The 26,129-nt window shown below is 59.4% G+C and carries 34 protein-coding genes and 1 pseudogene; 24 read left to right on the top strand and 11 right to left on the bottom strand.

What is annotated here, in order from left to right:
* The 13 genes and pseudogenes from C5P05_RS01710 to C5P05_RS01650 form a co-directional block, all read left to right on the top strand.
* A pseudogene (locus C5P05_RS01710) lies at window positions 1–126 on the top strand (elongation factor Tu); the annotation flags it as partial.
* Window positions 127–150: 24 nt separating this feature from the next.
* Window positions 151–465, top strand: a complete 315-nt coding sequence (gene rpsJ / locus C5P05_RS01705; protein ID WP_028250951.1) for a 30S ribosomal protein S10 — start codon at window positions 151–153, stop codon at window positions 463–465.
* A gap of 199 nt (window positions 466–664) precedes the next feature.
* Window positions 665–1,351 (top strand): 50S ribosomal protein L3, encoded by a 687-nt coding sequence (rplC, locus tag C5P05_RS01700; RefSeq protein ID WP_114968167.1) that lies wholly within the window; start codon window positions 665–667, stop codon window positions 1,349–1,351.
* The gene (gene rplD / locus C5P05_RS01695) at window positions 1,351–1,971 is read left to right on the top strand and encodes a 50S ribosomal protein L4 (protein WP_114968166.1); all 621 of its coding nucleotides are present in this window, start codon (window positions 1,351–1,353) and stop codon (window positions 1,969–1,971) included. Before rplC ends, rplD begins: the two co-directional genes overlap by 1 nt.
* Window positions 1,968–2,294: a 50S ribosomal protein L23 gene (gene rplW, locus C5P05_RS01690; RefSeq protein WP_114968165.1), complete on the top strand. Its 327-nt coding sequence runs from the start codon at window positions 1,968–1,970 to the stop codon at window positions 2,292–2,294. The genes rplD and rplW overlap by 4 nt, the downstream gene beginning before the upstream one ends.
* Before the next feature lie 2 nt (window positions 2,295–2,296).
* The gene (gene rplB / locus C5P05_RS01685) at window positions 2,297–3,121 is read left to right on the top strand and encodes a 50S ribosomal protein L2 (RefSeq protein WP_114968164.1); all 825 of its coding nucleotides are present in this window, start codon (window positions 2,297–2,299) and stop codon (window positions 3,119–3,121) included.
* 11 nt (window positions 3,122–3,132) lie between these two features.
* Window positions 3,133–3,411 carry a 30S ribosomal protein S19 gene (rpsS, locus tag C5P05_RS01680; RefSeq protein WP_114968163.1) on the top strand — a complete coding sequence of 93 codons (279 nt, stop codon included), beginning with the start codon at window positions 3,133–3,135 and terminating at the stop codon, window positions 3,409–3,411.
* 10 nt (window positions 3,412–3,421) lie between these two features.
* The gene (gene rplV / locus C5P05_RS01675) at window positions 3,422–3,751 is read left to right on the top strand and encodes a 50S ribosomal protein L22 (RefSeq protein ID WP_114968162.1); all 330 of its coding nucleotides are present in this window, start codon (window positions 3,422–3,424) and stop codon (window positions 3,749–3,751) included.
* A 16-nt stretch (window positions 3,752–3,767) separates the two neighbouring features.
* Complete coding sequence (gene rpsC / locus C5P05_RS01670; RefSeq protein ID WP_114968161.1) at window positions 3,768–4,655, top strand: 30S ribosomal protein S3; 888 nt, start codon at window positions 3,768–3,770, stop codon at window positions 4,653–4,655.
* A gap of 2 nt (window positions 4,656–4,657) precedes the next feature.
* Window positions 4,658–5,074, top strand: a complete 417-nt coding sequence (gene rplP, locus C5P05_RS01665) for a 50S ribosomal protein L16 (RefSeq protein WP_114968160.1) — start codon at window positions 4,658–4,660, stop codon at window positions 5,072–5,074.
* Between the two features lie 15 nt (window positions 5,075–5,089).
* Entirely contained in the window at window positions 5,090–5,296 is a 207-nt protein-coding gene (gene rpmC, locus C5P05_RS01660) for a 50S ribosomal protein L29 (RefSeq protein WP_114968159.1), read from the top strand.
* Between the two features lie 10 nt (window positions 5,297–5,306).
* A complete protein-coding gene (gene rpsQ / locus C5P05_RS01655) occupies window positions 5,307–5,576 on the top strand; it encodes a 30S ribosomal protein S17 (protein WP_114968158.1) in 270 nt (89 codons plus the stop codon).
* A gap of 97 nt (window positions 5,577–5,673) precedes the next feature.
* The gene (locus C5P05_RS01650; RefSeq protein ID WP_114968157.1) at window positions 5,674–6,180 is read left to right on the top strand and encodes a peroxiredoxin; all 507 of its coding nucleotides are present in this window, start codon (window positions 5,674–5,676) and stop codon (window positions 6,178–6,180) included.
* 47 nt (window positions 6,181–6,227) lie between these two features.
* On the opposite strand, the gene C5P05_RS01645 is transcribed toward C5P05_RS01650, so the two are convergent.
* On the bottom strand, window positions 6,228–6,716 hold the full coding sequence (locus tag C5P05_RS01645) for a GNAT family N-acetyltransferase (RefSeq protein ID WP_114968156.1): 489 nt from the start codon (window positions 6,714–6,716) through the stop codon (window positions 6,228–6,230).
* Between the two features lie 52 nt (window positions 6,717–6,768).
* The gene (locus tag C5P05_RS01640) at window positions 6,769–7,434 is read right to left on the bottom strand and encodes a cytochrome b/b6 domain-containing protein (protein WP_114968155.1); all 666 of its coding nucleotides are present in this window, start codon (window positions 7,432–7,434) and stop codon (window positions 6,769–6,771) included.
* A 196-nt stretch (window positions 7,435–7,630) separates the two neighbouring features.
* On the opposite strand from C5P05_RS01640, the gene C5P05_RS01635 reads away from it, so the two are divergent.
* Window positions 7,631–8,083 carry a c-type cytochrome gene (locus C5P05_RS01635; RefSeq protein ID WP_114968154.1) on the top strand — a complete coding sequence of 151 codons (453 nt, stop codon included), beginning with the start codon at window positions 7,631–7,633 and terminating at the stop codon, window positions 8,081–8,083.
* Window positions 8,084–8,112: 29 nt separating this feature from the next.
* Here C5P05_RS01635 and C5P05_RS01630 read toward each other — a convergent pair whose 3' ends face one another.
* Window positions 8,113–8,610, bottom strand: a complete 498-nt coding sequence (locus C5P05_RS01630; protein WP_114968153.1) for a TlpA disulfide reductase family protein — start codon at window positions 8,608–8,610, stop codon at window positions 8,113–8,115.
* Window positions 8,611–8,625: 15 nt separating this feature from the next.
* On the opposite strand from C5P05_RS01630, the gene C5P05_RS01625 reads away from it, so the two are divergent.
* The 8 genes from C5P05_RS01625 to C5P05_RS01585 all read left to right on the top strand — a co-directional run bounded on the left by C5P05_RS01625 (window position 8,626) and on the right by C5P05_RS01585 (window position 17,274).
* The gene (locus C5P05_RS01625; RefSeq protein WP_114968152.1) at window positions 8,626–9,330 is read left to right on the top strand and encodes a DUF4197 domain-containing protein; all 705 of its coding nucleotides are present in this window, start codon (window positions 8,626–8,628) and stop codon (window positions 9,328–9,330) included.
* A 55-nt stretch (window positions 9,331–9,385) separates the two neighbouring features.
* The gene (locus C5P05_RS01620) at window positions 9,386–9,907 is read left to right on the top strand and encodes a hypothetical protein (RefSeq protein ID WP_114968151.1); all 522 of its coding nucleotides are present in this window, start codon (window positions 9,386–9,388) and stop codon (window positions 9,905–9,907) included.
* The gene (locus C5P05_RS01615; protein WP_114968150.1) at window positions 9,904–11,142 is read left to right on the top strand and encodes an MFS transporter; all 1,239 of its coding nucleotides are present in this window, start codon (window positions 9,904–9,906) and stop codon (window positions 11,140–11,142) included. The genes C5P05_RS01620 and C5P05_RS01615 overlap by 4 nt, the downstream gene beginning before the upstream one ends.
* Before the next feature lie 52 nt (window positions 11,143–11,194).
* Window positions 11,195–11,641 (top strand): PTS sugar transporter subunit IIA, encoded by a 447-nt coding sequence (locus C5P05_RS01610; protein WP_114968149.1) that lies wholly within the window; start codon window positions 11,195–11,197, stop codon window positions 11,639–11,641.
* The gene (locus C5P05_RS01605) at window positions 11,610–11,879 is read left to right on the top strand and encodes an HPr family phosphocarrier protein (RefSeq protein ID WP_114968148.1); all 270 of its coding nucleotides are present in this window, start codon (window positions 11,610–11,612) and stop codon (window positions 11,877–11,879) included. Before C5P05_RS01610 ends, C5P05_RS01605 begins: the two co-directional genes overlap by 32 nt.
* 133 nt (window positions 11,880–12,012) lie before the next feature.
* Window positions 12,013–13,788, top strand: a complete 1,776-nt coding sequence (ptsP, locus tag C5P05_RS01595) for a phosphoenolpyruvate--protein phosphotransferase (RefSeq protein ID WP_114968147.1) — start codon at window positions 12,013–12,015, stop codon at window positions 13,786–13,788.
* A 137-nt stretch (window positions 13,789–13,925) separates the two neighbouring features.
* On the top strand, window positions 13,926–14,411 hold the full coding sequence (locus C5P05_RS01590; RefSeq protein ID WP_114968146.1) for a prepilin-type N-terminal cleavage/methylation domain-containing protein: 486 nt from the start codon (window positions 13,926–13,928) through the stop codon (window positions 14,409–14,411).
* Between the two features lie 22 nt (window positions 14,412–14,433).
* On the top strand, window positions 14,434–17,274 hold the full coding sequence (locus tag C5P05_RS01585) for a putative bifunctional diguanylate cyclase/phosphodiesterase (protein WP_114968145.1): 2,841 nt from the start codon (window positions 14,434–14,436) through the stop codon (window positions 17,272–17,274).
* A gap of 2 nt (window positions 17,275–17,276) precedes the next feature.
* Here the strand turns inward: C5P05_RS01585 and C5P05_RS01580 are convergent, their stop codons facing one another.
* Genes C5P05_RS01580 through C5P05_RS01570 form a run of 3 tightly spaced genes read right to left on the bottom strand, consistent with a single transcriptional unit; the run spans window position 17,277 to window position 19,858 of the window.
* Window positions 17,277–18,002 carry an LrgB family protein gene (locus C5P05_RS01580; RefSeq protein ID WP_114968144.1) on the bottom strand — a complete coding sequence of 242 codons (726 nt, stop codon included), beginning with the start codon at window positions 18,000–18,002 and terminating at the stop codon, window positions 17,277–17,279.
* Window positions 17,986–18,342, bottom strand: a complete 357-nt coding sequence (locus tag C5P05_RS01575) for a CidA/LrgA family protein (RefSeq protein ID WP_114968143.1) — start codon at window positions 18,340–18,342, stop codon at window positions 17,986–17,988. Before C5P05_RS01575 ends, C5P05_RS01580 begins: the two co-directional genes overlap by 17 nt.
* A gap of 13 nt (window positions 18,343–18,355) precedes the next feature.
* Complete coding sequence (locus C5P05_RS01570; RefSeq protein WP_114968171.1) at window positions 18,356–19,858, bottom strand: FAD-linked oxidase C-terminal domain-containing protein; 1,503 nt, start codon at window positions 19,856–19,858, stop codon at window positions 18,356–18,358.
* A gap of 321 nt (window positions 19,859–20,179) precedes the next feature.
* On the opposite strand from C5P05_RS01570, the gene C5P05_RS01565 reads away from it, so the two are divergent.
* A complete protein-coding gene (locus tag C5P05_RS01565; protein ID WP_157979175.1) occupies window positions 20,180–20,548 on the top strand; it encodes a hypothetical protein in 369 nt (122 codons plus the stop codon).
* Between the two features lie 40 nt (window positions 20,549–20,588).
* Here the strand turns inward: C5P05_RS01565 and C5P05_RS01560 are convergent, their stop codons facing one another.
* The 3 genes from C5P05_RS01560 to C5P05_RS01550 all read right to left on the bottom strand — a co-directional run bounded on the left by C5P05_RS01560 (window position 20,589) and on the right by C5P05_RS01550 (window position 23,421).
* On the bottom strand, window positions 20,589–20,942 hold the full coding sequence (locus tag C5P05_RS01560; protein ID WP_114968141.1) for a DUF1428 domain-containing protein: 354 nt from the start codon (window positions 20,940–20,942) through the stop codon (window positions 20,589–20,591).
* A 122-nt stretch (window positions 20,943–21,064) separates the two neighbouring features.
* Window positions 21,065–21,937, bottom strand: coding sequence for a LysR substrate-binding domain-containing protein (locus C5P05_RS01555; RefSeq protein ID WP_114968140.1), 873 nt, complete (start codon window positions 21,935–21,937; stop codon window positions 21,065–21,067).
* Window positions 21,934–23,421 carry a carboxypeptidase M32 gene (locus C5P05_RS01550; RefSeq protein ID WP_114968139.1) on the bottom strand — a complete coding sequence of 496 codons (1,488 nt, stop codon included), beginning with the start codon at window positions 23,419–23,421 and terminating at the stop codon, window positions 21,934–21,936. The genes C5P05_RS01555 and C5P05_RS01550 overlap by 4 nt, the downstream gene beginning before the upstream one ends.
* Before the next feature lie 111 nt (window positions 23,422–23,532).
* Here C5P05_RS01550 and asd point away from each other — a divergent pair, with 111 nt between their 5' ends.
* A complete protein-coding gene (gene asd, locus C5P05_RS01545; protein WP_114968138.1) occupies window positions 23,533–24,387 on the top strand; it encodes an archaetidylserine decarboxylase in 855 nt (284 codons plus the stop codon).
* On the opposite strand, the gene purU is transcribed toward asd, so the two are convergent.
* Together purU and C5P05_RS01535 are read right to left on the bottom strand one after the other, a co-directional pair.
* A complete protein-coding gene (gene purU / locus C5P05_RS01540; protein WP_114968137.1) occupies window positions 24,380–25,228 on the bottom strand; it encodes a formyltetrahydrofolate deformylase in 849 nt (282 codons plus the stop codon). The genes asd and purU overlap by 8 nt on opposite strands.
* Window positions 25,225–26,079, bottom strand: a complete 855-nt coding sequence (locus tag C5P05_RS01535) for a ChaN family lipoprotein (protein ID WP_232834298.1) — start codon at window positions 26,077–26,079, stop codon at window positions 25,225–25,227. Before C5P05_RS01535 ends, purU begins: the two co-directional genes overlap by 4 nt.
* Window positions 26,080–26,129: the final 50 nt, after the last annotated feature.

Raw genomic sequence — 26,129 nt, 5'->3', positions numbered from 1 at the left:
GGCGACAACGTGTCGATCACGGTCAAGTTGATCAACCCGATCGCCATGGAAGAAGGCCTGCGCTTCGCCATCCGTGAAGGTGGCAAGACGGTCGGTGCCGGTGTGGTTGCCAAGATCATCGCGTAATTCGCAAAATACAAAGGAATTACCATGGCTACCAAACAAAAAATCCGCATTCGTCTGAAGGCTTTTGACTACAAACTCATCGACCAATCGGCCGCTGAGATTGTGGATACAGCCAAACGCACTGGCGCCATCGTCAAGGGTCCCGTGCCCCTGCCTACGCGCATGAAGCGTTTTGACATTCTGCGTTCCCCGCACGTCAACAAGACCAGTCGTGACCAGTTTGAAATTCGCACGCACCAGCGTCTCATGGACATCGTTGACCCAACGGACAAAACCGTTGATGCCTTGATGAAACTTGATTTGCCCGCTGGTGTGGATGTTGAAATCAAGCTGCAGTAAATCATAAGGAGTTTCGGCGTCAGTCGGAGCTCCTTGATTGTCCGGGTGTGGAATGAGCTTGCACGTAAAAAAGGTTCAGGCTATACTCGCAGGCTCTGTTAAAAGCGGCAACGCATTTCAACAGGGTTTTATTAACAGTCTCTCACGCAAAACGTTGTAGCCAATTGAAGTTGCAACGGTGAGAGTTACGGAGAAAACAATGAGTCTGAGTAACTCCCTAGGGTTGCTGGGACGCAAGGTTGGCATGATGCGCCTGTTTACCGATGAAGGGGATGCAATCCCTGTGACGGTAGTCGACGTGTCAAACAACCGTGTGACCCAGGTCAAAACCCAAGAGAATGACGGCTATGTCGCCTTGCAGGTGACATTTGGCAAGCGTAAAGCTTCGCGCGTCACGAAGCCGGCTGCTGGTCACCTTGCAAAAGCAGGTGTCGAAGCTGGTGAAATCATTCAAGAATTTCGTCTGACCGCCGATGTGGCGGCCCAGTACAAGGCGGGTGCAACAGTGCCTGTGTCGGCGGTGTTCGCTGTGGGTCAAAAAGTTGACGTGCAGGGTACGACGATCGGCAAAGGCTTTGCTGGCACGATCAAGCGTCACCATATGAGTTCGCAGCGGGCGTCGCACGGTAATAGCCGTTCGCACAACGTTCCTGGCTCTATCGGTATGGCTCAGGATCCTGGTCGTGTGTTTCCTGGTAAGCGCATGACGGGTCATTTGGGTGACGATACTGTTACCACGCAAAATCTTGATGTCATTCGCATTGACGAAGCTCGTCAATTGCTCATGATCAAGGGTGCGGTGCCTGGTTCGGCTGGCGGTTTTGTGACCGTTCGCCCGGCTATCAAGGTCAAAGCCAAGAATAATGAAACGAAAGGAGCGAACTGATGCAGCTCGAACTCCTGAATGACCAAGGTCAGGCTACTTCAAAATATGAAGCGCCGGAAACTGTGTTTGGTCGTGCTTACAACGAAGATCTGGTTCACCAGGTTGTGGTTGCTTTCCAAGCCAATGCCCGTCAAGGCACACGTGCTCAGAAAGATCGCGAACAGGTCAAGCACTCGACCAAGAAGCCTTTTAAACAAAAGGGTACGGGTCGCGCTCGCGCCGGTATGACGTCCTCGCCTTTGTGGCGCGGAGGCGGTCGGATTTTCCCGAACATGCCCGACGAAAATTTCACGCAAAAAATCAACAAGAAGATGTACCGTGCCGGCATGGCATCCATCTTGTCGCAGTTGGCGCGTGAAGGCCGCTTGGCCGTGGTTGATTCCATGAAAGTGGATTCACCCAAAACCAAGCCTTTGGCTGCCAAGTTCAAGGCCATGAATCTGGAATCCGTATTGGTGATCGCTGACGAAGTCGATGAGAACCTGTACCTTGCTTCCCGGAATCTGGTGAATATTTTGGTTGTTGAGCCACGCTACGCTGATCCAGTGTCCCTGGTTCACTATCGCAAAGTGCTCGTCACCAAGGCCGCGATGGAAAAACTCCAGGAGATGTTCGCATGAGCCACGGTCCAAATCTGACTACATTTGACGAAGGTCGTCTGATGCAGGTGCTCGTCGCCCCCATCGTGTCTGAAAAGGCAACCATGGTCGCGGAAAAGAGCAATGCTGTGACCTTCAAAGTGCTGCAAGACGCTACCAAATATGAAATCAAGGCCGCAGTGGAATTGATGTTCAAGGTTGAGGTTAAAGGCGTTTCTGTGGTGAACACCAAAGGCAAAACCAAGCGTTTTGGCAAGTCTGTGGGCCGTCGCGATAATATTCGCAAGGCCTATGTGACGCTGAAGCCTGGTCAAGAGCTGAACCTAGGTGGGGAGGCTGCGTAATCATGGCTGTCATTAAAATGAAACCCACTTCACCAGGCCGTCGTGGCGTGGTGAAGATTTCGCGTGATCATCTGTACAAAGGTGAACCCTTTGCGCCCTTGCTGGAGCCTCAGTTCCAACACGCTGGCCGCAATAACAATGGTCACATCACAACTCGTCACAAGGGTGGTGGTCACAAGCATCACTACCGTGTGGTCGATTTCAAGCGCACGAAGGATGGCATTCCCGCCAAGGTCGAGCGTATTGAGTACGACCCGAACCGTTCTGCGCACATCGCTTTGGTGTGCTATGCGGATGGTGAGCGTCGTTACATCATTGCCCCGCGTGGTCTTGAGGTTGGTGCATCCATCATGAGCGGTGCCGAAGCTCCGATTCGTGTTGGCAACACCTTGCCTATCCGCAATATTCCGGTGGGCTCCATCGTGCATTGCATTGAGTTGCAAATTGGCAAAGGCGCGCAGATCGTGCGTTCAGCCGGTACCTCGGCAACCCTGCTGGCGCGAGAAGGCATCTACGCTCAGGTGCGTATGCGTTCGGGTGAGGTTCGCAAGATCCACATCGAATGTCGTGCGACCCTGGGTCAAGTGGCGAACGAAGAACACAGCCTGCGTCGCCTCGGCAAAGCGGGTGCTAAGCGCTGGAAGGGCATTCGTCCTACCGTTCGCGGTGTTGTCATGAATCCGGTGGATCACCCTCATGGCGGTGGCGAAGGCAAGACCGGCGAAGGCCGTCATCCAGTCGATCCTTGGGGTAATCTGACCAAGGGTTACCGTACCCGTAACAACAAGCGCACGCAGGTCATGATCGTGTCGCGTCGCAAGAAGTAAGGGGCAGGTAAATGACTCGTTCTCTCAAAAAAGGTCCGTTTGTTGACCATCACTTGGTCGCAAAAGCCGAAAAGGCTGTTGCAACCAAAGACAAAAAGCCGATTAAGACCTGGTCGCGTCGCTCAATGGTTCTGCCCGATTTCATCGGCCTGACCATCGCGGTGCACAACGGCAAACAGCACGTGCCGGTCTATATCACCGATCAAATGGTTGGCCACAAGTTGGGAGAGTTCGCGCTCACCCGTACTTTCAAGGGCCATCCTGCGGACAAAAAAGTCCAAAAGAAATAAGGAGGTGACCATGGAAACACGTGCAACCCTTCGTGGCGTTCGTTTGTCGGTCGATAAAGGCCGTTTGGTCGCGGATCTGATCCGTGGCAAGAAAGTGGACCAAGCCTTGAACATCTTGATGTTCACGCAGAAAAAAGCTGCTGTGATCATCAAGAAAGTTCTGGAATCGGCCATTGCCAACGCTGAGCATAATGACGGTGCCGACATCGACGAATTGAAGATTACTTCGATTTTTGTTGAGCAAGGTGCCTCGCTTAAGCGCTTCACGGCCCGCGCAAAAGGTCGTGGCAACCAAATCAGAAAACCCACGTGCCATGTGTACGTGACGGTTGGTAACTGAAAGAGGCCAGGAAGATATGGGACAAAAAATCCACCCAACCGGCTTTCGCTTGTCGATCAGCCGTAACTGGGCATCGCGCTGGTACGCCAATGACCGCGATTTCGCGGGCATGCTGGCTGAAGACATCAAGGTACGCGAGTACCTGAAGGCCAAGTTGAAAAACGCGTCCGTTTCGCGTGTTCTGATCGAGCGTCCGGCCAAGAATGCCCGTATCACAATTTTCTCGGCACGTCCGGGTGTTGTGATCGGCAAAAAAGGCGAAGACATCGAGAACTTGAAACGTGAGTTGGCTCGCCAATTGGGTGTGCCGGTTGCAGTGAACATCGAAGAAGTGCGCAAGCCCGAAATCGATGCCAAACTGATCGCCGACAGCATCACACAGCAGCTCGAAAAACGCATCATGTTCCGTCGAGCCATGAAGCGCGCCATGCAGAACGCCATGCGTCTGGGTGCCCTAGGCATCAAGATCATGTCGTCAGGCCGTTTGAATGGTATTGAAATCGCTCGTTGCGAGTGGTATCGCGAAGGTCGCGTGCCACTTCACACATTGCGTGCCGATATTGACTACGGTACTTCCGAAGCACAAACGACTTACGGCATCATTGGTGTCAAGGTCTGGGTTTACAAGGGCGATACGCTGGGTCGTAATGATCTGCCGGCCGTTGTTGAGCCGCGTGCTGAAGATGACCGCCGTCCACGTGGTCCACGTCGTGATGCCCGTCCTGGTACGGATCGTCCGGCGCCTCGTGGCGCGCGTCGCCCCCCCATGGGTGGCAACACTGCGCCTGCCGATGGCAGCGACAAACCTGCCGAGGCCACAGGGGCCAACGCAAATAAACCCGCCGTTCAGCGCGTCCGCAAGGTAGCCGCGCCAGCTGCAGCAGCTGACGGTAAAGGAGAATAATTATGTTGCAACCCGCTCGTCGCAAATATCGCAAAGAGCAAAAGGGCCGTAACACCGGTATTGCGACCCGAGGCAGCTCGGTCGCGTTTGGTGATTTTGGTCTGAAGTGCATTGATCGTGGTCGTTTGACTGCTCGTCAGATTGAAGCCGCACGTCGTGCGATTTCCCGTCACGTCAAACGTGGTGGTCGGATCTGGATTCGAGTGTTTCCCGATAAGCCAATCTCCCAAAAGCCTGCTGAAGTGCGAATGGGTAACGGTAAGGGTAATCCCGAGTACTACGTGGCGGAAATTCAGCCCGGTAAGATCGTTTTTGAAATCGTCGGCGTCACCGAAGAGTTGGCTCGTGAAGCGTTCCGTTTGGCTGCTGCCAAGCTGCCTTTGCGTACCACTTTTGTGGCTCGCATGATTGGCCAGTAATCAGGAGAACATGATATGAAAACTACTGAACTACGCCAAAAAGACGTTGCCGGTCTGCAAACTGAAGTTAAAGAGTTGCAAAAGGCTCACTTCGGTCTGCGCATGCAGAAAGCCACGCAACAACTTACCAACACCGCTACGCTGCGCTCAATGCGCCGTGATATTGCTCGCGCCAAGACTATTCTTGTCGAAAAGCAAAGCGCTGAAAAATCCGCCAAATAAGGAGCTATAAATGACGGAAGCTAAAAAATCCCTCAAGCGTACTCTGACTGGCAAGGTTGTCAGCGACAAGCGTGCAAAGACGGTTACTGTGTTGATCGAGCGTCGTGTCAAGCACGAGCTCTACGGAAAAATCGTTGGTAAATCCAGCAAGTACCACGCCCATGACGAAAAGGGCGAGTTCAAACTGGGTGACGTCATCGAGATTACCGAAAGCCGGCCGATTTCCAAGACCAAGAACTGGGTAGCAACCCGTCTGGTCCAAAAGGCGGCTGCGGTTTAAGTCTTTGCAGTCGTCAGACTGCAGGTCTCGCAAAAACGGCTCACAATGTGAGCCGTTTTTATTGGTGAATTCGAATCAACTATTTCCGGAGCAGCAAATGATTAAAGTAGGCGACAGTCTTCCCGCAGCAACCTTGTTGGAATTTTCAGAGGTGGAGGGCGAGGGGTGCAGTATCGGACCCAATCCCGTAGACGTGCTCCAAGCCAGTGCAGGTAAGACGGTTGCACTGTTTGCACTGCCCGGCGCTTTTACCCCGACATGCTCAGCCAAGCATGTACCCGGTTATGTTGAAAAGTTCGCGGAACTGAAGGCCGCGGGGGTCGACGAGATTTGGTGTGTCAGCGTGAATGACGCCTTTGTGATGGGGGCTTGGGCGCGGGAGCAAAAGTCGGCTGGCAAGGTGCGCATGCTGGCGGATGGCGACGCGGTGTTCACCAAGGCTACCGGGTTGACGCTTGATTTGACAGGCAAAGGACTGGGGTTGCGCAGCAACCGTTATTCCATGTTGGTAAAGGACGGGAAAGTGGCCTCGTTGAATATTGAAGGGCCAGGCAAATTTGAGGTCAGTGACGCGGCTACACTGCTCGCGCAGGCCAAGGCCTGAAGGGTTTTTTGAAACAAGGGGGGCGCCACGACACGTCGTGGCGGCGTTTATAGATCCACCTTGAGGTAGTGCGCCCCTTCAATGGGGCTGTGATAGTAGGGCGGAACTTCTTCAAAGCCCAAGTCCTGGTAAAGGGCTCTGGCAGTTTCCATTTCATCCAGCGTATCCAGCAGCACGCAGTCATAACCGGCCTGACGCGCGCAGTCCATGATGGCTTCGACTAATTGACGACCGACGCCGCTTCGTCGGAAAACCGGTCGTACATAGAGCCGTTTCATCTCACAGGCGTTCGGATAGTCCACAGTGTCCAGTGGGCGCAAAGCGCAGCAGCCGGCCAGTTTGTCATCGATCAGCGCCATCAGCAAAGCACCACGCGGCTCGGAGTATTCTCCCGGCAGTGCGGCCAGTTCGGCCTCAAATCCCTGAAAACACAGATCGATTTGGAGGCTGTCAGCATACTCATGAAAAATGCCGCGTAGCGTACTGAGTTCCTCAGGCGAGCTGGGTGTAAAGAATCGGATTGTTGAGGTGTTCACTGTCAATACATACTCGGAGTAGGCGCTTCGAGTCTATCGTGATTCAAATGCCTCATTGCGCGAGCTGGACCATCGAGGCGACCATCGCCGCGCAGACCAGAAATACTGCGGCGGCCAGCGCACGCGATCTGGCGTCATCCCGCGAGTCCTCCGTCACAACCGGAGTTTCTTTATCACCCCGAATCATGGGTCGAACAAGATTCTCGCCCTTCTTCACAAGATAGAAAAGTACGGCGCCGATATGAAGCACGACCAAACCGATGACGACTAGCTTGCCAATGTTTTTGTGATAGAAAGTGGCGGTACTGACCAGGGTGCTGGACACAAATTTACTTAGTGGACCCGATGTGGCAATTTCGTCGTCACTGATGAGTCCGCTCGCCACCTGAAGAAGCAGGAAACCCAGCAGCGCAAATACCGATCCAGCCCCCAACGGATTGTGGCCGATGGAATGTTCGGGCCGCCCCTGGCCCTTGATGTACTGAAGCACAGTGCTGGGCGAGTAAATAAACGAGTCAAAGCGGGACCAGCGCCCACCCACGATGCCCCAGACAATGCGAAACAGCAGCAAACTGAGTACCGTATAACCAAATCGGAAATGCCATGCCATCGCATCCCCTCCGATTTGGGCTGTCGTGAGTAAACCGATAACACAGGCAACCAAAGCCCAGTGGAAAACCCGCGTGGGCAAGTCCCATACTCTGACGGTATTTGACATACGTTCACCTTTCAGAATCTCAAAGTACCAGGCACCCCCATGCGTCTGGTTGATTGTTCTTATTGTGCGTTGATGCTGTGCTCCAGGTCCAACCAATCGGTAGTTTCCCTAGTTCACATAGATCGGCAGAACTTTCAAACCATCACTACACTCAACAAAGCTATCAACAACACTCAAGCATTAAGCAGGAAAAACAATGAAAAAAATCGTCTCATTTGTTCTCACCACTGCCGCAGTGACTCTGAGTGTCCCGGCCGCCGCCCAGTTTGCCAAGCCTGAAGATGCTGTCAAGTACCGGAAAAGCGCGATGTTTTTGATGCAGCAGAATTTTGGCCGTGTCGGCGCCATGGCCTCCGGCAAGGTCCCGTTTGACGCCAAAATAGCTGCTGAAAGCGCTGCAGTGGCCGAGTTCATGTCGAAGCTCCCATGGCCAGCTTATATCGCGGGCACGGACAAAGGCGATACGCGCGCCAAGCCAGAAATCTGGAAAGAGCCCGCCAAATTCAAAGATTACGCGGACAAAATGCAGGCTGAAATGTCCAAGCTTGCTGCCGCTGCAAAAGCCGGTAATCTGGACGCTATCAAGACGGCCGTGACTGCGACGGGGGGCGCCTGCCAGAATTGTCATGACGACTTCCGCAAGGACTAGATTCCTTGAAAAGGCCGCGGAGTGCTAGGTCAGGCCTCCGCCAGCAAGGTTTCAATTAAGTGATGGAGTTCCGTAAAGTCGGGCTCGCCAATATAGCGTTTAACGATTTCACCGCGCTTGTTCACGAGGTAAGTGGTGGGCGTCAGCTGCACGTCGCCCCAAGCCTTGGCCACGGCGCCGGTATTGTCGATGGCCACACTGAATGGTAGTTTGCGGGTCTGGGCGAAATTAACCACATAACTCGGCGGGTCGTAACGCATGGCCACGGCGATCGTGTCAAATCCTTGTGACTGGTACTTGTCGTAGGTTGAGATCAGCCTGGGCATCTCGGCAACACAGGAAACACAACTGGTTGCCCAAAAGTTCACCAGGGTGACTTTTCCGTTGAGCTGCGATGTATCCTTCCTGGAGCCATCCAGCATGACAAAAGATGACTGCGGTGCTGTCGGCATGCCCGAATTCAGGTAAATGCCCGCACCGACGGCCAAAATGCCCGCTGCTGCGGCAAATACGAAACTTCGTTTCATTTAACAGGTGCTTCCATGAATCGTCGACAGTTTAATTCCACTCCCATGCCATTTCTGGCGGCACTTCTGTTGTTGGTACAGCATCAAGCGCATGCTTTATCGCTCGATGACCTGACCAACAAGGAGGCCTCCCAAGGGCTGAAAGCCGCTCTGGAAAAAGGTGCCCTCACCGCCATAAGCTTGCTCGGCAGAACGGATGGATTCCTGGGTAATGAAAAAGTTCGGATTCCTTTGCCTGCCTATCTGGAAGACGCGTCCAAATTGTTGCGGGTACTGGGACAAGGCGGGCGCATCGACGAACTGGTCACGGCCATGAATCGTGCTGCCGAAGCGGCCGTCCCCATGGCGAAGGACTTGCTGGTCAATGCCGCCCGGTCCATGAATGTGAGCGACGCCAAGAGAATTCTGGCAGGCGGCGAAACCTCGGTCACGGACTTTTTTGCTGAAAAAACCCGTGCACCGCTCGGCGTCAGGTTTTTGCCGGAGGTCAGCAAGGCCACGGCCAAAGTAGGATTGACCGGGAAGTACAACCAGGTGGCCGGCAAGGCGGCTGAACTGGGTCTGGTCAAACAGGACGAAGCCACTATTCAACAGTATGTGACCGGCAAAACCCTGGATGGTCTTTATCTGATGATCGGCGAGGAAGAAAAGAAGATTCGTAAGGATCCTGTCGGGACTGGCAGTGCACTGCTCAAAAAAGTGTTCGGCGCGCTGAACTAAGCTGCAACCGGCTGAGTTGGCAGGGGCGCTGTGTATCAGCACAGATAATCGCCTCATGCGTTTTTTCCTTCTCGTCGTGTTGTTGTGCGGTAGCCCGCTTCTCAACGGTTGCAGCCCGACCTTCAACTGGCGTGAAGTTCGCCCTGCTCATGCGCCGCTGGTGGCGCTGTTTCCCTGCAAACCTGATCAGGGCGAACGCGTGGTCAAGCTGGGGGCCAAAGATCTCGCCATGACGATGTTGGCGTGCGATAGCGGCGGCATCAAGTTTGCACTGGCTCACGCCGATCTGAAAGACAGCGCCATGACCGATGCCGTCCTTGCGCAGTGGAAAGCCGCAACGCTGGCCAATCTGCAGGCGCAATCGGTGGCCGAGCAGCCCTTTGTGCTCAAAGGGGCCAACGCGTTGTCACCGCCGGTGCTGCTGGTGGCATCCGGTACGCGTCCTGACGGCAGTGCCGTGGTGCTGCAGGCGGTCTGGTTTGCGGCAGGCTCGGTGGTTTTTCAGGCTGCAATGTATGGGGACACGGCCAATCCGGCTGTCGCTGACGCCTACTTTGCCGGTCTGAGACTGCAATGAGTACCCTGCCCAAGCGCACCGCCATCCTGGTGTTTCTGGCTTTTGCCTTTGCCTACTTTTTTTCGGCCCTGATTCGTGCCGTGACCGCCACGCTGTCACCCACGTTGACGCAGGAGTTTGCGCTCAATGCCAGTGATTTGGGCCTGCTGGCCGGGGGCTACTTTCTGGGATTCTCGGCTACCCAATTGCCTTTGGGCAAGTGGCTGGACCGGCATGGACCGAAAAATGTCATTCTTGGTTTGTTGACGGTGGCCGTGCTGGGCTGCGTCGCCTTTTCTTTGGCCAGCAGTTTTGCCGGCCTGTTGGCCGCGCGAATTTTGTGTGGCGTGGGGGTTAGTGCCTGTTTGATGGCGCCTTTGACGGGCTACCGCCGCTGGCTTTCCGCCACAAGCCAGATGCGTGCGAACTCCTGGATGCTGATGACCGGTTCATTGGGCATGGTGGCCTCCACCCTGCCGGTGCAATGGTTGGTGCCCCTTGTGGGCTGGCGCGCGCTGTTTTGGGGCTTGGCCGCACTGGTGCTGCTGTCCATGGTACTCATTGCCTGGCAGGTACCGAAATGGGTGGTGGCGCTACCTCCAGGGCAAGATGCGGTGCGCGCCACGGCCAGCTATGCCGAGGTCTGGAAGCACCCCTATTTCCGCAAGATGGCACCTATCGGATTTTTTTGTTATGGCGGCCTGGTCGCGATGCAGACGCTATGGGCCACGCCCTGGATGATCAAGGTGGCGGGATACAGCCCGCTGCAAGCTGCCCAAGGTTTATTCTGGATCAATGTCGCGATGCTGTGTACTTTTTGGGCCTGGGGCATGGTCAACCCGTGGCTGACGCGTCGCGGTCTTCATGCGGATCGCCTGATTGGACGGGGGTTGCCAATAAGCTTTTTGTTGCTTGCTATACTAATAGTAGCTGCTGATGGAGCATCGACGTGGGCTGGAGCCTTGTGGGCCTTGTATTGCATGAGTTGCACCTTTGTATCGCTGGCGCAACCGGCGGTGGGCATGGCTTTTGCGCCAGCGCTCGCCGGGCGAGCACTCTCCGCGTACAACCTGGTGATCTTTGCCGGGGTATTTGCTGTGCAGTGGGGAATCGGCTTGGCCGTGGATGGTTTTCAGGGGTTGGGGCTGACAGAGATCCAGGCCTTCCAGACGGCGATGGGCGTGTTTTTAGCGTGCTGCGTCGCGTCGTATGCCTATTTTCTGACGGCAAAAAGCCATAATGCTCTGACGTATTGAGGTAGCGCTGGCTCACTGTGTCTGGCGGCGATCTGTCTCGCAGGTTTTAATTATGAACAATGGCATTTTCATCATCGCTCATGCGCCACTGGCCAGTGCGCTGCGCCAGTGTGTTTTGCATGTTTTTCCCGACGCCGTGGACGGGGTGGCGGCGTTCGATGTGCAGCCCAATGTTCCGCCCGAGGAAACGCTGGCCGGTGCGGCGCAGGCCCTGGCCCTCCTCAACACCCCCCAAACGCTGGTGTTGACTGATGTATTTGGTGCCACGCCATGTAACGCGGCACAAAAGCTGGTGGACGGATTGAATTCGAAATTGATAGCAGGGGTCAATCTGCCCATGCTATTGCGCACCGTCACTTACCGTCGTGAATCGCTCGATTCCCTGGTGGCGCGTGCCATGGCCGGTGGCACCCAGGGTGTCATGTCGGTGGCGGTGACGGCGCCCCAGAATCAGGTAAGAAAGAAAAATGATCAAAACAACCACGACCATCAACAATAAATTAGGCCTGCATGCGCGCGCCTCGGCCAAACTGACCAAGCTGGCGGGGAGCTACCCCTGCGAAGTCTGGATGGCCAGGGGCGAGCGGCGCGTCAATGCCAAGAGCATCATGGGTGTCATGATGCTGGCCGCCGGCATGGGCAGCACCGTTGAAATCGAGACCAGCGGCGAGCGCGAGCAGGACGCCATGGACGCCTTGCTGGCCCTGGTGGCAGACAAATTCGGAGAGGGAGAATAAATGTGGCCCCCACGCTTGTCACTGCGTGTACTGCGCTGCACCCCAAGGGTGCTGGCCTTGCTTGGGGCGGCCCGGCGCGGCGGCCCCGCTATGGCCTCGACCGTGCCACTTCTCCCATGACGTGGTGGATTAAATGACATTCTCTATTCACGGTCTGGCAGTGGCCCGCGGCATCGCCATCGGGCGTGCGGTGCTGGTGGCGTCCAGCCGGGTCGACGTGGCGCACTATTTCATTGAGGCCACGCAGGTTGATGAGGAAATTGATCGGGTGCGCATTGGGCGCAATGCCGTGGTGGACGAGATTCACCGCCTGCAAGCCAGCATTGCGCACATGGGCCCCAAGGAGGCGCCGCATGAATTGACCGCGCTGCTGGACGTGCACCTGATGCTGTTGCAGGACGCCGATCTGATTGATGGCGTCAAGCACTGGATCACGGATCGCCTGTACAACGCGGAATGGGCGCTAACGACGCAGCTGGAAGTGATTGCGCGCCAGTTCGACGAGATGGAGGACGAGTACCTGCGCGAGCGCAAGGCCGACCTGGAGCAGATTACCGAGAAAGTCTTGCGCGCCATGAAAGGCGTGGCCTCGCCCGTGACCCAGCCGGCCAACCGCACGTTGCGCAAGAAATCGCAGCAGGACCTGCTGCTGGACGACACGGTGGATGTGCCCTTGATCCTGATTGCGCACGATCTGTCGCCCTCGGACATGCTGCAGTTCAAGCAAAGCGTGTTTGCCGGCTTCATCACCGATGTGGGGGGCAAGACCTCGCACACCGCCATCGTCGCGCGCAGCCTGGACATTCCGGCCGTGGTGGGCGCGCGCCTGTCCAGCCAGCTGGTGCGCCAGGATGACTGGGTCATCATCGACGGCGACGCGGGCGTGGTGGTGGTCGACCCGTCGCCCATCATCCTGGCAGAGTACGGCTTCAAGCAACGCCAGCACGAACTCGACCGTGGCCGCCTGACCCGCCTGCTGCACACGCCGGCGGTCACCCTGGACGGTCAAAAAATTGAATTGCTGGCCAACATCGAGATGCCGGAAGACGCCATTGGCGCCGTCAAGGCCGGTGCGGTAGGTGTGGGTTTGTTCCGCAGCGAATTCCTGTTCATGGGCCGTCAGGGCAAACTGCCCAACGAAGAAGAGCAGTACCAGGCTTACCGGCGCGCCATTGAAGGCATGGAGGGCCTGCCGGTGACGATTCGCACCGTCGATGTCGGTGCTGACAAACCGCTGGACAAGTCGTTTCAGGACGACGCGCACCTGAACCCGGCCCTTGGCCTGCGCGCCATTCGCTGGAGCCTGGCCGACCCCGCCATGTTCCTCACGCAGTTGCGGGCGATCCTGCGCGCCGCCGCCCATGGCCAGGCGAATCTGCTGATTCCCATGCTGGTCCATGCCAGCGAAATTCGCCACACCTTTGCCCTGATTGACCGCGCCCGTGTGGAGCTGGACAACCGGGGCGTCGCTTATGGCCCGGTCAAGGTCGGTGCCATGATTGAAATCCCGGCGGCGGCCCTCACGCTCAAGGTGTTCCTGAAGTATTTTGATTTCCTGTCCATCGGCACCAATGACCTGATCCAGTACACGCTGGCCATCGACCGTGCGGATGAGTCTGTGGCGCATCTGTACGACCCGCTGCATCCGGCCGTGCTGCGGCTGGTGGCGGGCACCATCGCCGAGGGCCGGGCCCAGGGGAAACCCGTGAGCGTGTGCGGCGAGATGGCGGGCGATACCACCCTGACCCGCTTGCTGCTGGGCATGGGTCTGCGCAGTTTTTCCATGCACCCGGCGCAAATTCTGGCCGTCAAGCAGGAGATCTTGCGCGCCGATACGAGCAAGCTGGCGGGCTGGGCCGAGCAGGTATTGGCCGATGACGAGCCGGGCCTGAGGGTGGCAAGGTCATAGCGCCAAGCTTCTGCCCTGGTGATGAGTTGGCTGGCGGTATCCGGCCGCAAAAGTAGTTGCTCTAACGCCGGAATTAGCCCGACGCCGGTCGCGTATCATGTGTTACAGAAATAGTACAAATGATCGGAGACGCGTTCATGCGCAAAAACCAGATGTCCGCGCTGATGCGCATTCGGGTCGCCGGCCTGACACTGGTTGAACTCATGCTCGTGCTTGTGTTGATTGGCGTTCTGGCGGCAATTGCGATGCCGATGTACGCCAACTACCGTGAACGGATCAATCGGTCCACGGCGATCATGGACATCAGGGTCCTTCAGCTGCTGATCGCAGACTATGCCGCAAACGGAGGGGGCTTCCCTGCCTCGCTGGCGGACATCGGCAATGGCGGAAAGCTCGATCCGTGGGGTCATGCTTACCAATATGTCGATCTGACCGCCACCGGCGGGCGTGGCAAGGCGCGCAAGGATCACAAGCTCAACCCAATCAACTCCAACTTCGATCTTTACAGCAGGGGCAAAGATGGCGTATCCAAAACGCAATTGACGCAGAAGGACAGTCTTGACGACATCGTACGGGCCCGTGACGGCGCCTTCGTCGGGTTGGCGTCGGACTTTTCTCCCTAATGATGTGGCGTGCCCGGCGGCCATGAACATGCGCATTGAAGGGACCTTTCTGCGCAGTGCGGTCGCGCGACGCGTCTTCTTCCTGTTCGTGCTGTCGGCCTTTGTGCCGGTGGTCATGCTGGGTGCGCTGTCCTACAGCCACGTTCGCGGCGTGATCAACGACTATGCGCAACGCCAGCTGGTTCAGGCGGGTAGCGCGCATGCCAGAGCACTCTACGATCGCCTGCTCGGTGCTCACTTCATCCTGAACGCAAACGCCGCGCAAATCCGGGCCAGCCACGGGATGACAGACACGAATCAATTTGCCTTGCAGCGGGTCTTCCGGCGCGCCCATCTCGTTACCGATGACAATGTTTCGGTGCGTTTCGGTGCTCCGGTGGGCGAGGGCCCGCCTGGGATCGACGCCCGTGCGGCGGCACATCTTGCCAAGGGTGAGGTCGCATTGTTGCTGCCGCAGCCCGGGCAGCCTCGCGGTGAGCCCTGGCTAGCCGTCGCTGTTGACCGAGCCCAGCCGGCACATGGTGTTCTCGTGGCCGAACTCGACCCCACCTACCTGTGGGGTGATGGGGATGAGATTTCCTACCAGACGGACATCTGCGTATTGGCCGAAGGCGCGGTGGAACTGTACTGCTCGAACGACAAACTCAGGTCAACAGCCGCGAGCGTGATGTTGCGCGGTGTCGAGGGCCATCCTGGCAGCGCCGACGCTTGGCTGTCCGCCACCAGCGGCTTGTTCCTCAACGCCAAATTTGGCATGGCTGATTGGACTGTGGTGGCGTTGCGCCCCGGCGGGCTGGCCATTGCATCGCTGACCCAGGTGGCCCAGACCTTTCTTGGCATTACGGCGCTGACGCTTTTGCTCGTGGCCCTGTTGAGCGTGGTGCAAATTCGTCGCACTCTGGTGCCGCTAGAGCGTCTGATTGAAGGCACCCAGCGCATCGCCCGGGAGGAGTTTGACCAGCCGGTGCCTGTCGAGCGGGCTGACGAGTTTGGCCAGCTGGCGCGTTCACTCAACACCATGGCCGGCCGTCTTGGGCGCCAGATCGGTGCGATGCGCGCGTTGTCCGGGATTGACCAGGACATCCTGTCACACCTCGACATTGGGCAGGTCATTGCGCGTGTGCAAGCGCGCCTGCTGGAGATCTTGCCAAAGGCTGTGATCGGTGTGATTGTGTTCGACAGCAAGTCGACTGAGCTGGGAACTGCCTACCTGCGCCAGACCACGGACGCGCTGGCGATGCAGGTGCAGCTGCCGCTCGAAGCACGGCATCTGGTCGACTTGGCTCAGTACCGCCATGGTGTCTGGCTGGAGGTGGACGGTTCGGATGTCCCGGGCTTCGTTTCCATGCAGGCCCGGTTTGGCCCGTCGCACTGTTTTGTTCTTCCCATTGCCTGGCGCGGCGAGGTTCACGGTGCCCTGGTGATCGGCATGCGCGATCACCAGGGCATCAATGACGAACTGATCCAGCAGGCCCGCGATCTGGGTGACCGGGTCGGAGTTGCTCTTGCTGCGCACGAACGTGAGGCTCAGCTGGTATTTCGTGCACACCACGACGCTCTGACCGGATTGCCCAATCGGATGCTCCTGAGTGAGCGCCTGCAGCAGGAGCTGGTGCACGCGCGTCGTGCCAACAACCAGCTGGCGCTGCTGTTTCTCGACCTTGACCGATTCAAGAGTGTCAATGACACCTTGGGACACGATGGCGGCGATCAGCTTCTGCGCGTGGCCGCCGAGCGCCTGAGCGCCAGTGTGAGGGAATGCGATACCGTGGCGCGACTCGGTGGCGATGAGTTCGTCGTGCTACTGACGGGCCTGAACAACCCCCAGCAAGCCGCCAAGCTGGCCGGGCACATCCTGACCATGATGGCCCAACCGTTCCGGATTGTCGACAGCGAGTGTTTCATCGGTGCCAGCATCGGCGTGTCTGTGTATCCGGCCGATGGTGCAACCGCTGAAGAGCTGCTCAAGCATGCCGACATTGCCATGTACCGGGCCAAGGCCGCCGGCCGCGACCGTTTTGTCTTCTTTGAAGAGAATATGAACGTTGAGCAGCGCAAGCGAGCCTTGATGGAGCGGGAGTTGCGTCTGGCAATTGCGCGCGATCAGCTCTCGGTGCACTACCAGCCGCGCATCGACCTGCGTGATGGCCGTCTGCTCGGCGCGGAAGCGCTGTTGCGCTGGCACCATCCGGCGTTGGGTCGGGTGTCGCCGGCGACGTTTATTCCGCTGGCGGAGGAGATCGGATTGATCGATGAAATCGGTCCCTGGGTGCTGCATCGGGTCTGCGAGCAACTGGCCGCGTGGCAAGCCGCCGGCTACGCGATCGGCACCGTGGCCGTTAACGTATCGGGTCGACAGCTCAAGTCCAGCAATTTAGTCGCCCAGGTGCGCGATGCGCTCGAATCCACCGGGCTTGCGCCGCATGCACTGGAGCTTGAGGTGACGGAAGGCGTCCTGATCGACAACGTCGAGGCCGTGATTGACTTGCTGGGCCGGATCAAGCAGACCGGCGTGTCCATCGCGCTCGACGATTTCGGCACTGGCTATTCCTCGATGGCCTACCTCAGACGGTTGCCAATAGACGTCTTGAAAATTGACCAGTCATTCGTCCGGGACCTGGCGCACGATGAGGATGCCCGCAGCATTGTGCAGACCATCATTGCCTTGGCGCACGCGCTGCACAAATCCGTGGTCGCCGAGGGCGTGGAGACGCTGGCGCAAGCGAATCTGTTGCGTGCATGGGGCTGTGACGAGGCGCAGGGCTACTACTTCAGCCGCCCGGTCGTCGCGAGCGCACTGGAAGAGTTGATGAGCAAGACCTTGTTGCCAGCAGATGAAACCGCTGCAGTCGCCAAGACCTGAAACTAGAACAACCGGAACACCAGCGGGATCAGCAGCGACGCCAGCAGCACCTGCAAACCCAGTGCCAGTCCGGCATAGGCGCCCGCATTCGCATTGACCTGCAACGCCCGCGCCGCGCCGATGCCGTGCGCGGCCGTGCCCAACGCAAAGCCGCGCGCCATCCAGCCATTCGCGTCGGTTGGGATCTTCAGCGCGTCAAACAGGTATTTGCCACTCAGCGCGCCCACCATGCCGGTGATCACGGCAAACACCGCGGCCAGCGCCGGAATGCCGCCAATCTTGTCGGCAATGCCCATGGCCACCGGCGCGGTGACCGATTTGGGCGCCAGCGACAGCACCACGTCGGTTGGCAGGCCCACGGCCCAGCCCAGCGCCAGCGCCGAACCACTGGCCGCAGCGCCACCGGCCAGTGCCGCCAGCAGCAAGACGCGCCAGCGTTTGAGCAACTCAGCGCGGCGCTCCCACAGCGGCCAGCCCAGCGCCACCACCGCAGGGCCCAGCAAGAAGTGAATGAATTGCGCCCCGGCAAAATAAGTGGGGTAAGTCACGCCGGTAGCCAGCAGCACGCTGGCCAGGGTCAGCACCGTCCACAGCACCGGGTTGGCCCAGGCGGCTTGGTGCAGCCGGGCGTAAGCGGCCTGCGCCAGCACATACACCACCAAGGTGGCGGTCAGGCCAAACAGTGGCGTGGCCGAGAGATAGACCCAGAGTTCAACGAATTTGGGCATCGTTTTTCTCCCGGAACAGGCGCAAGGCCAGCACGGTGACGCCCAGGCCAAGCCAGGTCGACAGCACCACCACCACGAGAATGCGCACGCCGTACTGGCCGAGCAGGCCCAGATGCGTCATCACGCCCACGCCCACCGGCACAAACAGCAGGGAGAGGTGCGACAGCAAAAAGTTGGCGCAGGCGGCGACCGGTTCTCGCACCGCAGGCACGCGCAGCGCAAGCAGCAGTAACAGCATGCCGATCACCGGGCCGGGAAAGGGCAGCGACAAACCGCGAGCCAGCAACTCGCCGAGTGATTGCAGCGCCAGCAGCCAGGCCAGGCCGCGCAGTCCGTTCATGCAGGTCGGGCGCCTAAAACCGGGGCAAGTCCGGGTGCTTGATCTGCCCGCCGCGCACCAGCATCTTGCCGTACTCGGCGCAGCGGTTCAGCGTCGGAATCACCTTGCCCGGGTTGAGCAGGCCTTTCGCGTCAAACGCGCGCTTGACGCCAAACATCTGCTCGTTCTCGGCGGCGGAAAACTGCACGCACATGGAGTTGAGTTTTTCCACCCCGACGCCGTGCTCGCCGGTGATGGTGCCGCCCATGGCGACACTGGTTTCCAGAATCTCGGCGCCGAACAGCTCGCAGCGGTGCAGCTGATCCGGGTCGTTGGCATCAAACAGAATCAGCGGGTGCAGGTTGCCGTCGCCGGCGTGGAACACGTTGGCGCAGCGCAGCTGGTATTTTTTCTCCATCTGCTGGATCGCCAGCAGGATGTCGGCCAGGCGCTTGCGCGGAATGGTCGAGTCCATGCACATGTAGTCGGGGCTGATGCGCCCGCTCGCCGGAAAGGCGTTCTTGCGCCCGCTCCAGAATTTCAGGCGCTCGGCTTCGTCGCGGCTCACGGCAATGGCGGTGGCGCCGTGCGTGCGCAGCACGTCGCTCATGCGGCCGATTTCTTCCTCCACCTCCTCAATCGTGCCGTCGCTCTCGCACAGCAGAATCGCCTCGGCCGTCAGGTCGTAGCCGGCGTGCACATAGTCCTCCACCGCCGCCGTCATGGGCTTGTCCATCATCTCCAGGCCGGCCGGGATGATGCCGGCGGCAATCACGGCCGCCACCGCGTCGCCGGCCTTGCGGATGTCGTCGAAGCTGGCCATGATGCAGCGCGCCAGTTGCGGTTTCGGGATCAGTTTGACCGTCACTTCGGTGGCAATCGCCAACATGCCTTCGGAGCCGATCACGATGCTCAAGCAGTCGAAGCCGGGCGCGTCCAGCGCGTCCGAGCCGAATTCAACGACTTCGCCCTCCATCGTGAAGCCCTTGATTTTCAGGATGTTGTGCAGGGTGAGTCCGTATTTCAGGCAGTGCACGCCACCCGAGTTCTCCGCCACGTTGCCGCCAATGGTGCAGGCGATCTGGCTCGACGGGTCCGGCGCGTAATACAGGCCGTGGCGCGCCACGGCCTCGCTGATCGCCAGGTTGCGCACGCCGCATTGCACCAGCGCCGTGCGGGCGAGCGGGTCAATCTTGAGGATTTTGTTGAACTTGGCCAGCGAGAGCGTGACGCCCAGCCGGTGCGGCATGGCGCCGCCCGACAAGCCGGTGCCGGCGCCGCGCGCCACCACCGGCACGTCCAGCGCGTGGCAGGTGCGCAGCACCGCCTGCACCTGCTCCAGCGTTTCCGGCAAGACCACCACCAGCGGGCGCTGCCGGTAGGCGGTCAGCCCGTCGCATTCATAAGGCGTGGTGTCTTCCCGGTTCCACAACAGGGCATGAGGTGGTAAACACGCCTCCAGCCCTCGTACGATTTGCGCCTGGCGCTCTGATCTTTGTAGCAATTCTTGATGTTCGGGGGAATGGGCTGCATTCATGTTGAATTTCACGCTCAAATAGACAATGGGTTCCACTGTAGGGCGTAGTGACGCCGGGCGGCGTGATGATTTTTCAAATCATCGTGAAAACAAAAAATGCTACACAATTAATAGCTGTTTGCGCAATGTACTCGCTGGCTAGAGGCTGATTTCATCAAAATTTCAAGCCCCGTGCCAATCGCGTGATGACCGTTGCCCTGCTCATTCGTGGTCGCTTAAACTTTCCTCATGACCAGCGCAACACATTCCACGACGCCTCCCTCCACTTCAGACAAAGCGCATCCCAGAACCGAGGCTGCGCTTGAGCGATTGCGCAAAGCCATGCGCGACATTGAAGCTGAAATTGCTGCCAACCAGGGTATCTACCCCTTCAACTACGGCCGCGTCACCCAGTCGGAGCTTTGCCGCAGGGCCGATGTGAAAAAAGCCACGCTACAAAACCCGGGGCATAAAGACACCACACGGGTTGAAATCATGAGCTGGCTGGATGCCTTGAGTTCACAACTGACACAAACCCGCGACAGCACGCGCGAGCGCGTGACTGCCATGGCCGACAACCTCGCGGCCGAACTGGAGCGCCTGACCCATGCCAATCATGCCGTTGAGCAGCGCCTTGCTGATGCGGAGCAGCTTATTGCGCAACTCAGGCAAGAGAATGAAGGCCTGCGAAATCGATTGAATATTTCTTGAGTGGTGACGATGGACGGATACTGGGCAGGCCCGTCGGTGGCTATAGCTGCAGCAAAACCTGAAACCCGCCATAGATCAGCCGCTTGCCGTCGAATGGCATCGGATTGACGCTAGGCGCCATGCGGGGATCGGCCATGATCTTCTTCCAGCCTTCGTCGCGCACGGCGCGCGAGGGCCAGGTGATCCACGAGAACACGACTGTCTCGCCCGACTCGCATTTCACGGCCATCGGAAATGATGTGACCTTGCCCTCGGGCACATCGTCGCCCCAGCATTCCACAACGCCGGTGGCGCCAAATTCCTTAAACAATACAGCGGCCTGTTCGGCATGCTTGCGGTAGGCCTCGCGGTTGGCCGTGGGGACGGGGGTTACAAATCCATCAACGTAGCTCATGGCATTGGCTCCTTGGATAAGGCCAGGCCCAAGTGTGTGCCCGGCAGGTTGGCAGTATTTTTAAAGCATACATACCGGTGGGCAAGGATTCAAGACACTCACAAGCACTGAATTCAGTTGAACTAAGCAACGCTCTTTTTCAGCCAGTCGGCGAAGGCCGCGCACTCCCAGCGGTCCATCATGCCGGTGCGCCAGCACAGGTAGTGTGCGTGCGGGCTGGGCACGTTGCGCTCATACAGGCGCACCAGCGAGCCGTTTTCCAGCCAGGGCGCGCCCAGCTTCAGGCGAATCAGCGCCACGCCCATGCCGGCGGCGGCGGCATCGCACATCAGGCCGACGTCGTTGAATTGCGAGCCGTCCAGGGGTTCCGGCCAGTCCAGCCCGTTGGCGGCAAACCAGGTGCGCCAGGGTTCCAGCGGGCTGCGCAAGAGGTTCTCGCCCTCCAGGTCTTCCGGCACCACGAACGGTCCGTGTTCGCGCACGAAGGTGGGGGAGGCCAGCGGCGTCACCTCGTCCTTGAACAGGCACACATGCTCGACGTCGGCGTAGCGGCCGGTGCCAAACCGGATCATCAGGTCGGCGTCCTCCGCCACCACGTCCAGCAGCGGGATGGACACCTGCAGCGTCAGGTCAATCTCGGGATAGGCCTCGGTGAACTGGCGCAGGCGCGGGATCAGGATGGAGCGCGCAAACGTGGGCGTCACGGCCAGGCGCAGCTTGCGCTTGCCTGGGGCGTTGGCCGAGCTGGGGAATTTCTGCAGCATGGTCAGCCCCTCGCGCACATGGGCCAGGTACTCGATGCCTTCGGTCGTGAGCGAAAAATCGGCGCGCCCGAACAGCTTGGTGCCGATGATTTGCTCCAGCTGCTTGACGCGGTGACTCACGGCGCTGGGCGTGACGCACAGTTCTTCCGAGGTCTGCGTCACGCTGCGCAGGCGCGCCAGCGCTTCAAAGGTCAGCAGGCATTGAATCGGGGGGATGCGGGCGGCGCTCATGGGGTGTACCGGCTTTCCAAGTGGGCGCGAAAGTGGCGCGGGTTGAGCGCTTCGCCGGTCGCGCGCTGCACCAGTGCCCGGGTGTCCCAGCGGCTGGCCGGCTGCCAGATATGGCGCTTCAACCAGTCAAAGATGGGTGCCAGGTCACCCGCGGCGATGCGGGTGTCGAAGTCCGGATGGGCCTGGCGGATGGTGGCGAAATACTGCGCGGCATACATGGCGCCCAGCGTGTAGCTGGGAAAGTAACCAAAGCTGCCCATGGTCCAGTGAATGTCCTGCAGGCAGCCGTTTTGGAAGTTGCCGCGCGTGTCGATGCCCAGGTAAGCCATCATCTTGTCATCCCACATCGCGGGAATGTCCTCGGCTTCGATGTCGCCGTCGATCAAGGCCCGTTCAATCTCATAGCGCAGGATGATGTGCGCCGGATAGGTCAGTTCATCGGCATCGACGCGAATGAAACCGGGCTGGACGCGGCTGAACAGGCGGGCGAGGTTGGCGGCCTCAAATGCCGGCTGCTCGCCCAGGTGTTTTTTCAGCAAGGGGGAGATCAGGGCCAGAAAGGACGGGCTGCGGCCCAGCTGCATTTCGAACGACAGGCTTTGGCTCTCGTGGATGCCCATGGAGCGGGCTCGCCCCACCGGCAGGTGCACGGTGTCGCGCGGCAGGTTCTGCTCGTAACGCGCGTGGCCGGTTTCATGCACGATGCCCATCAGGCTGCGCATGAAGTCGTCCTCGCTGTAGCGCGTCGTGATACGCACATCTTCGGCCACGCCGCCGGAAAACGGATGGGTCGAACTGTCGAGCCGGCCGGCGGAAAAATCAAAGCCCAGAATGCCCATGATGTCCGCCCCCAGCGCACGTTGCCGCTCAATGACAAACGGGCCTTGCGCCTGCATGACGGGTTCGCCCGTCTGTTGCGCGCGCACCTGGGCAATCAGGTCCGGCAGCCAGCTTTTCAGGTCGGCAAAGATGACATCGATGTCGGCGCTGCGCGTGCCGGGCTCAAACTTGTCCATCAGCGCGTCATAGGGGCTGACGCCCTTGGCCTGGGACAGAAGCTGTGCTTCTTCGCGCGCCAGGGTCACGACCTCCCGGAAGTTGCCAAGAAAGCCCGGCCAGTCGTTGGCCGGGCGTTGCGTGCGCCAGGCGTGTTCACAGTGCGAGCTGGCCAGGCTTTTGGCTTCAACCAGGCGCGCCGGCAACAAATTGGCGCTCTCCCAGTCGCGCCGCATCTCCAGCAGGCTGGCCGCCTGGTCCGCGTCCAGCGGCTCAAGGCTGGCGGCCGCCATCAGGCCGGGCAGGGCGGCATCGGTCAGCGTCTGGTGCAGCAGCACATCGAGTTCGGCCATGGCGGCGCCGCGTGCCGCGTTGCCCTTGGGTGGCATCATGGCGGCCTGGTCCCAACTCAGGAAGGCGCCCAGATGCTGGTAGCGGTAGAGCCGCGTGAACACGGCGGTCAGGCTGGAATAGGCGGAAGAAGTCATAGTCGGTAGTTCAGGGCGTCAAAGGGGTCGGCCCATGGCGGCATTGTCACACTGCGGGCCAAAAAAGGCGCTGGGTACAATCCCGGCCATTCTCACCACCGGTAGCCATCCATGTCCGACCGCCTTGCCGTGCTGCCGCAGTATTTACTCCCCAAACAGGCCATCACAAAATTCGCCGGGCTAATTGCCGGGGCCCGGGGCGGGCAACTGACCACGCACCTGATCGCGTGGTTTGTCGAGCGTTACGGCGTCAACATGAGCGAGGCGGCCAACGCCGACCTGACCAGCTACGCCACCTTCAACGACTTTTTCACCCGCGCCCTGAAGGTGGGCGCGCGACCGCTGGCCAGCGCCGACCTGATCTGCCCGGTCGATGGCGCCATCAGCCAGTTCGGCCCGATGGCGGGCGATCAGCTGTTCCAGGCCAAGGGCCACCAGTACTCCAGCACCGCCCTGGTTGGCGGAGACGCCACGCTGGCGGCGCGCTTCGACGGCGGCAGTTTTGCCACGCTGTACCTGAGCCCGAAGGACTATCACCGCATCCACATGCCGTGCGACGGGCGCTTGAGCCGCATGATTTACGTGCCGGGCGAACTGTTTTCGGTCAACCCGACCACAGCCCGCGGCGTGCCGGGGCTGTTTGCGCGCAACGAGCGGGTTGTGTGTGTCTTTGAGTCCGTGCGCGGCCCGTTTGTGCTGGTGCTGGTCGGCGCCACCATCGTCGGCAGTATGGCCACCGTCTGGCATGGCGTGGTCAATCCACCGCGTGGCGGCGAGGTGCGCGAGTGGCGTTATGACGAACAGTCGATTGCATTGAAGCAGGGCGAGGAAATGGGGCGCTTTCTGCTCGGCTCCACCGTGGTGATGCTGTTCCCCAAAGCCCCGCTGCAGTTCAACCCTGCCTGGTCGCCGGGTGGGGCCGTTCGGCTGGGCCACGCCATGGCCCGCCAGCCGGCCCCTATTTGAAAATAACGGTCTTGTGCCCGTTGATCAGCACGCGGTGCTCGCTGTGCCACTTCACCGCCCGGGCCAGCACCTGGCTCTCGGTGTCGCGGCCCAGGGTGGTCAGATCTTCGATGGTTTTGCTGTGGTCCACGCGGGCCACGTCCTGCTCGATGATCGGGCCTTCGTCCAGATCGGCCGTCACGTAGTGGGCGGTAGCGCCAATCAGCTTCACACCGCGGTCATGCGCCTGGTAGTAAGGCTTGGCGCCCTTGAAACTGGGCAAAAACGAGTGGTGGATGTTGATGGCGCTGCCGGATAGTTTGCGGCACAGGTCGTCGCTGAGCACCTGCATGTAGCGCGCCAGCACCACCAGTTCAGCCTCTTCGGCCTGGATGATTTCATACTGTTTGGCTTCCACCTGCGCCTTGGTGGCAGCCGTCACCGGCAGGTGATGGAAGGGCACGTTGTAGCTGGCGGCGAGCTGGTAGAACTCGCGGTGGTTCGAAACAATGGCGCGAATGTCCAGCGGCAGCAGGCCGCTTTTCCAGCGGAACAGCAGGTCGTTCAGGCAATGCCCCTCCTTGCTCACCATGATCACGGTGCGCATCGGCTGCGCCCGCGCGTGCAGGCGCCACTTCATCTCAAACGGTTGCGCAAACACCGCCAGCTGCGTTTTCAGTTCTTCATGCGTTTGCTGGCCGCAGGCAAACTGCACCCGCATGAAAAACAGGCCGGTATCCGAGTCGTTGTACTGGGCTGCCTCTTCGATGTTGCCACCGCGTTCCAGCAAAAAGCCGGACACCGCGTGGACCAGGCCCAGGCGGTCGGGGCAGGACAGGGTCAGGATGTAAGTAGGGTTCATTGTTTTTGAATTGTCGCAGGCGGCTGGCGCGCCTGTTGGGCAGTGAAATTGGCGCAATAGTCAACCGGGGGCGCCGGCTTGGCAGGCCAGGTTTGGTCAAATTCTGCTGTGTTTTCAATAGCGCTCTGCGCTTGTTCGGCGCCGAGCAGCACGGTTTTCACTTTAAATCCCGGTGGCAGGTGTTGCGGTACGCCCAGGCGGCGATCCGCATGGCCATTGCCCGTCAGCAGCACGACGGTTTTGCCGGGGCGGGCGGCCAAGGCGATGGTTTGTGCCATGGATATATCGCGGGCAATCTGCACGCGCGTCATGGGCGAAATCTGGCTTTCAGGCAATAAATCGCAATGACCGAGGCGAATTTTTTGCTGCTGGGCCTTGAGCGCCGGGCCCGGCAACAGGCTGTCGAGGCCGGTATTGGCCATGGCCTCACGCAACCTTGTGGCGGGCAGGTTGGCCCCCAGCACCGGCACGCCGGCTCGCACCGCCGCCATCACGGCCGGACCGTAGGCAGGCCAGGGCCAGGCCTCAAGGTCCCAGTGCAGGGCGGTGCGCACCTGGTCTTCCGTGGCGTCCGGCTTGAGCGCTGCGGTGGAGCTGCCCTGACTGGCCATCTCCAGCGCCAGGGCGGCCAGGGTTTGCTGAGTGGCCAGTGTTTCAACCACCATGCGATGCAGGCGCTGGTGATCCGGCGCATCGTGCTGCTCGCCCATCAGGATGGCGTCAGCGGGTAACAACTGCCTGAGCTGGCTGATGTAGAGCGAATCGGAAGGGTTGCTGGGTGACGGGCCGGAGGTGCACCCAAGCAAAGCCATGACAGCGGCAACAAGCCAGAAACGACTGAAGTGAATCACCCGGGTTTTCTCACGTCGCAAGGCCTGCGCTGTCGACCGGGCGTCGCCGC

This window comes from Rhodoferax ferrireducens, assembly GCF_003347515.1.
In the GTDB taxonomy this organism is placed as follows: domain Bacteria; phylum Pseudomonadota; class Gammaproteobacteria; order Burkholderiales; family Burkholderiaceae_C; genus Rhodoferax.
This window is presented reverse-complemented; position numbering and strand designations above follow the sequence as displayed.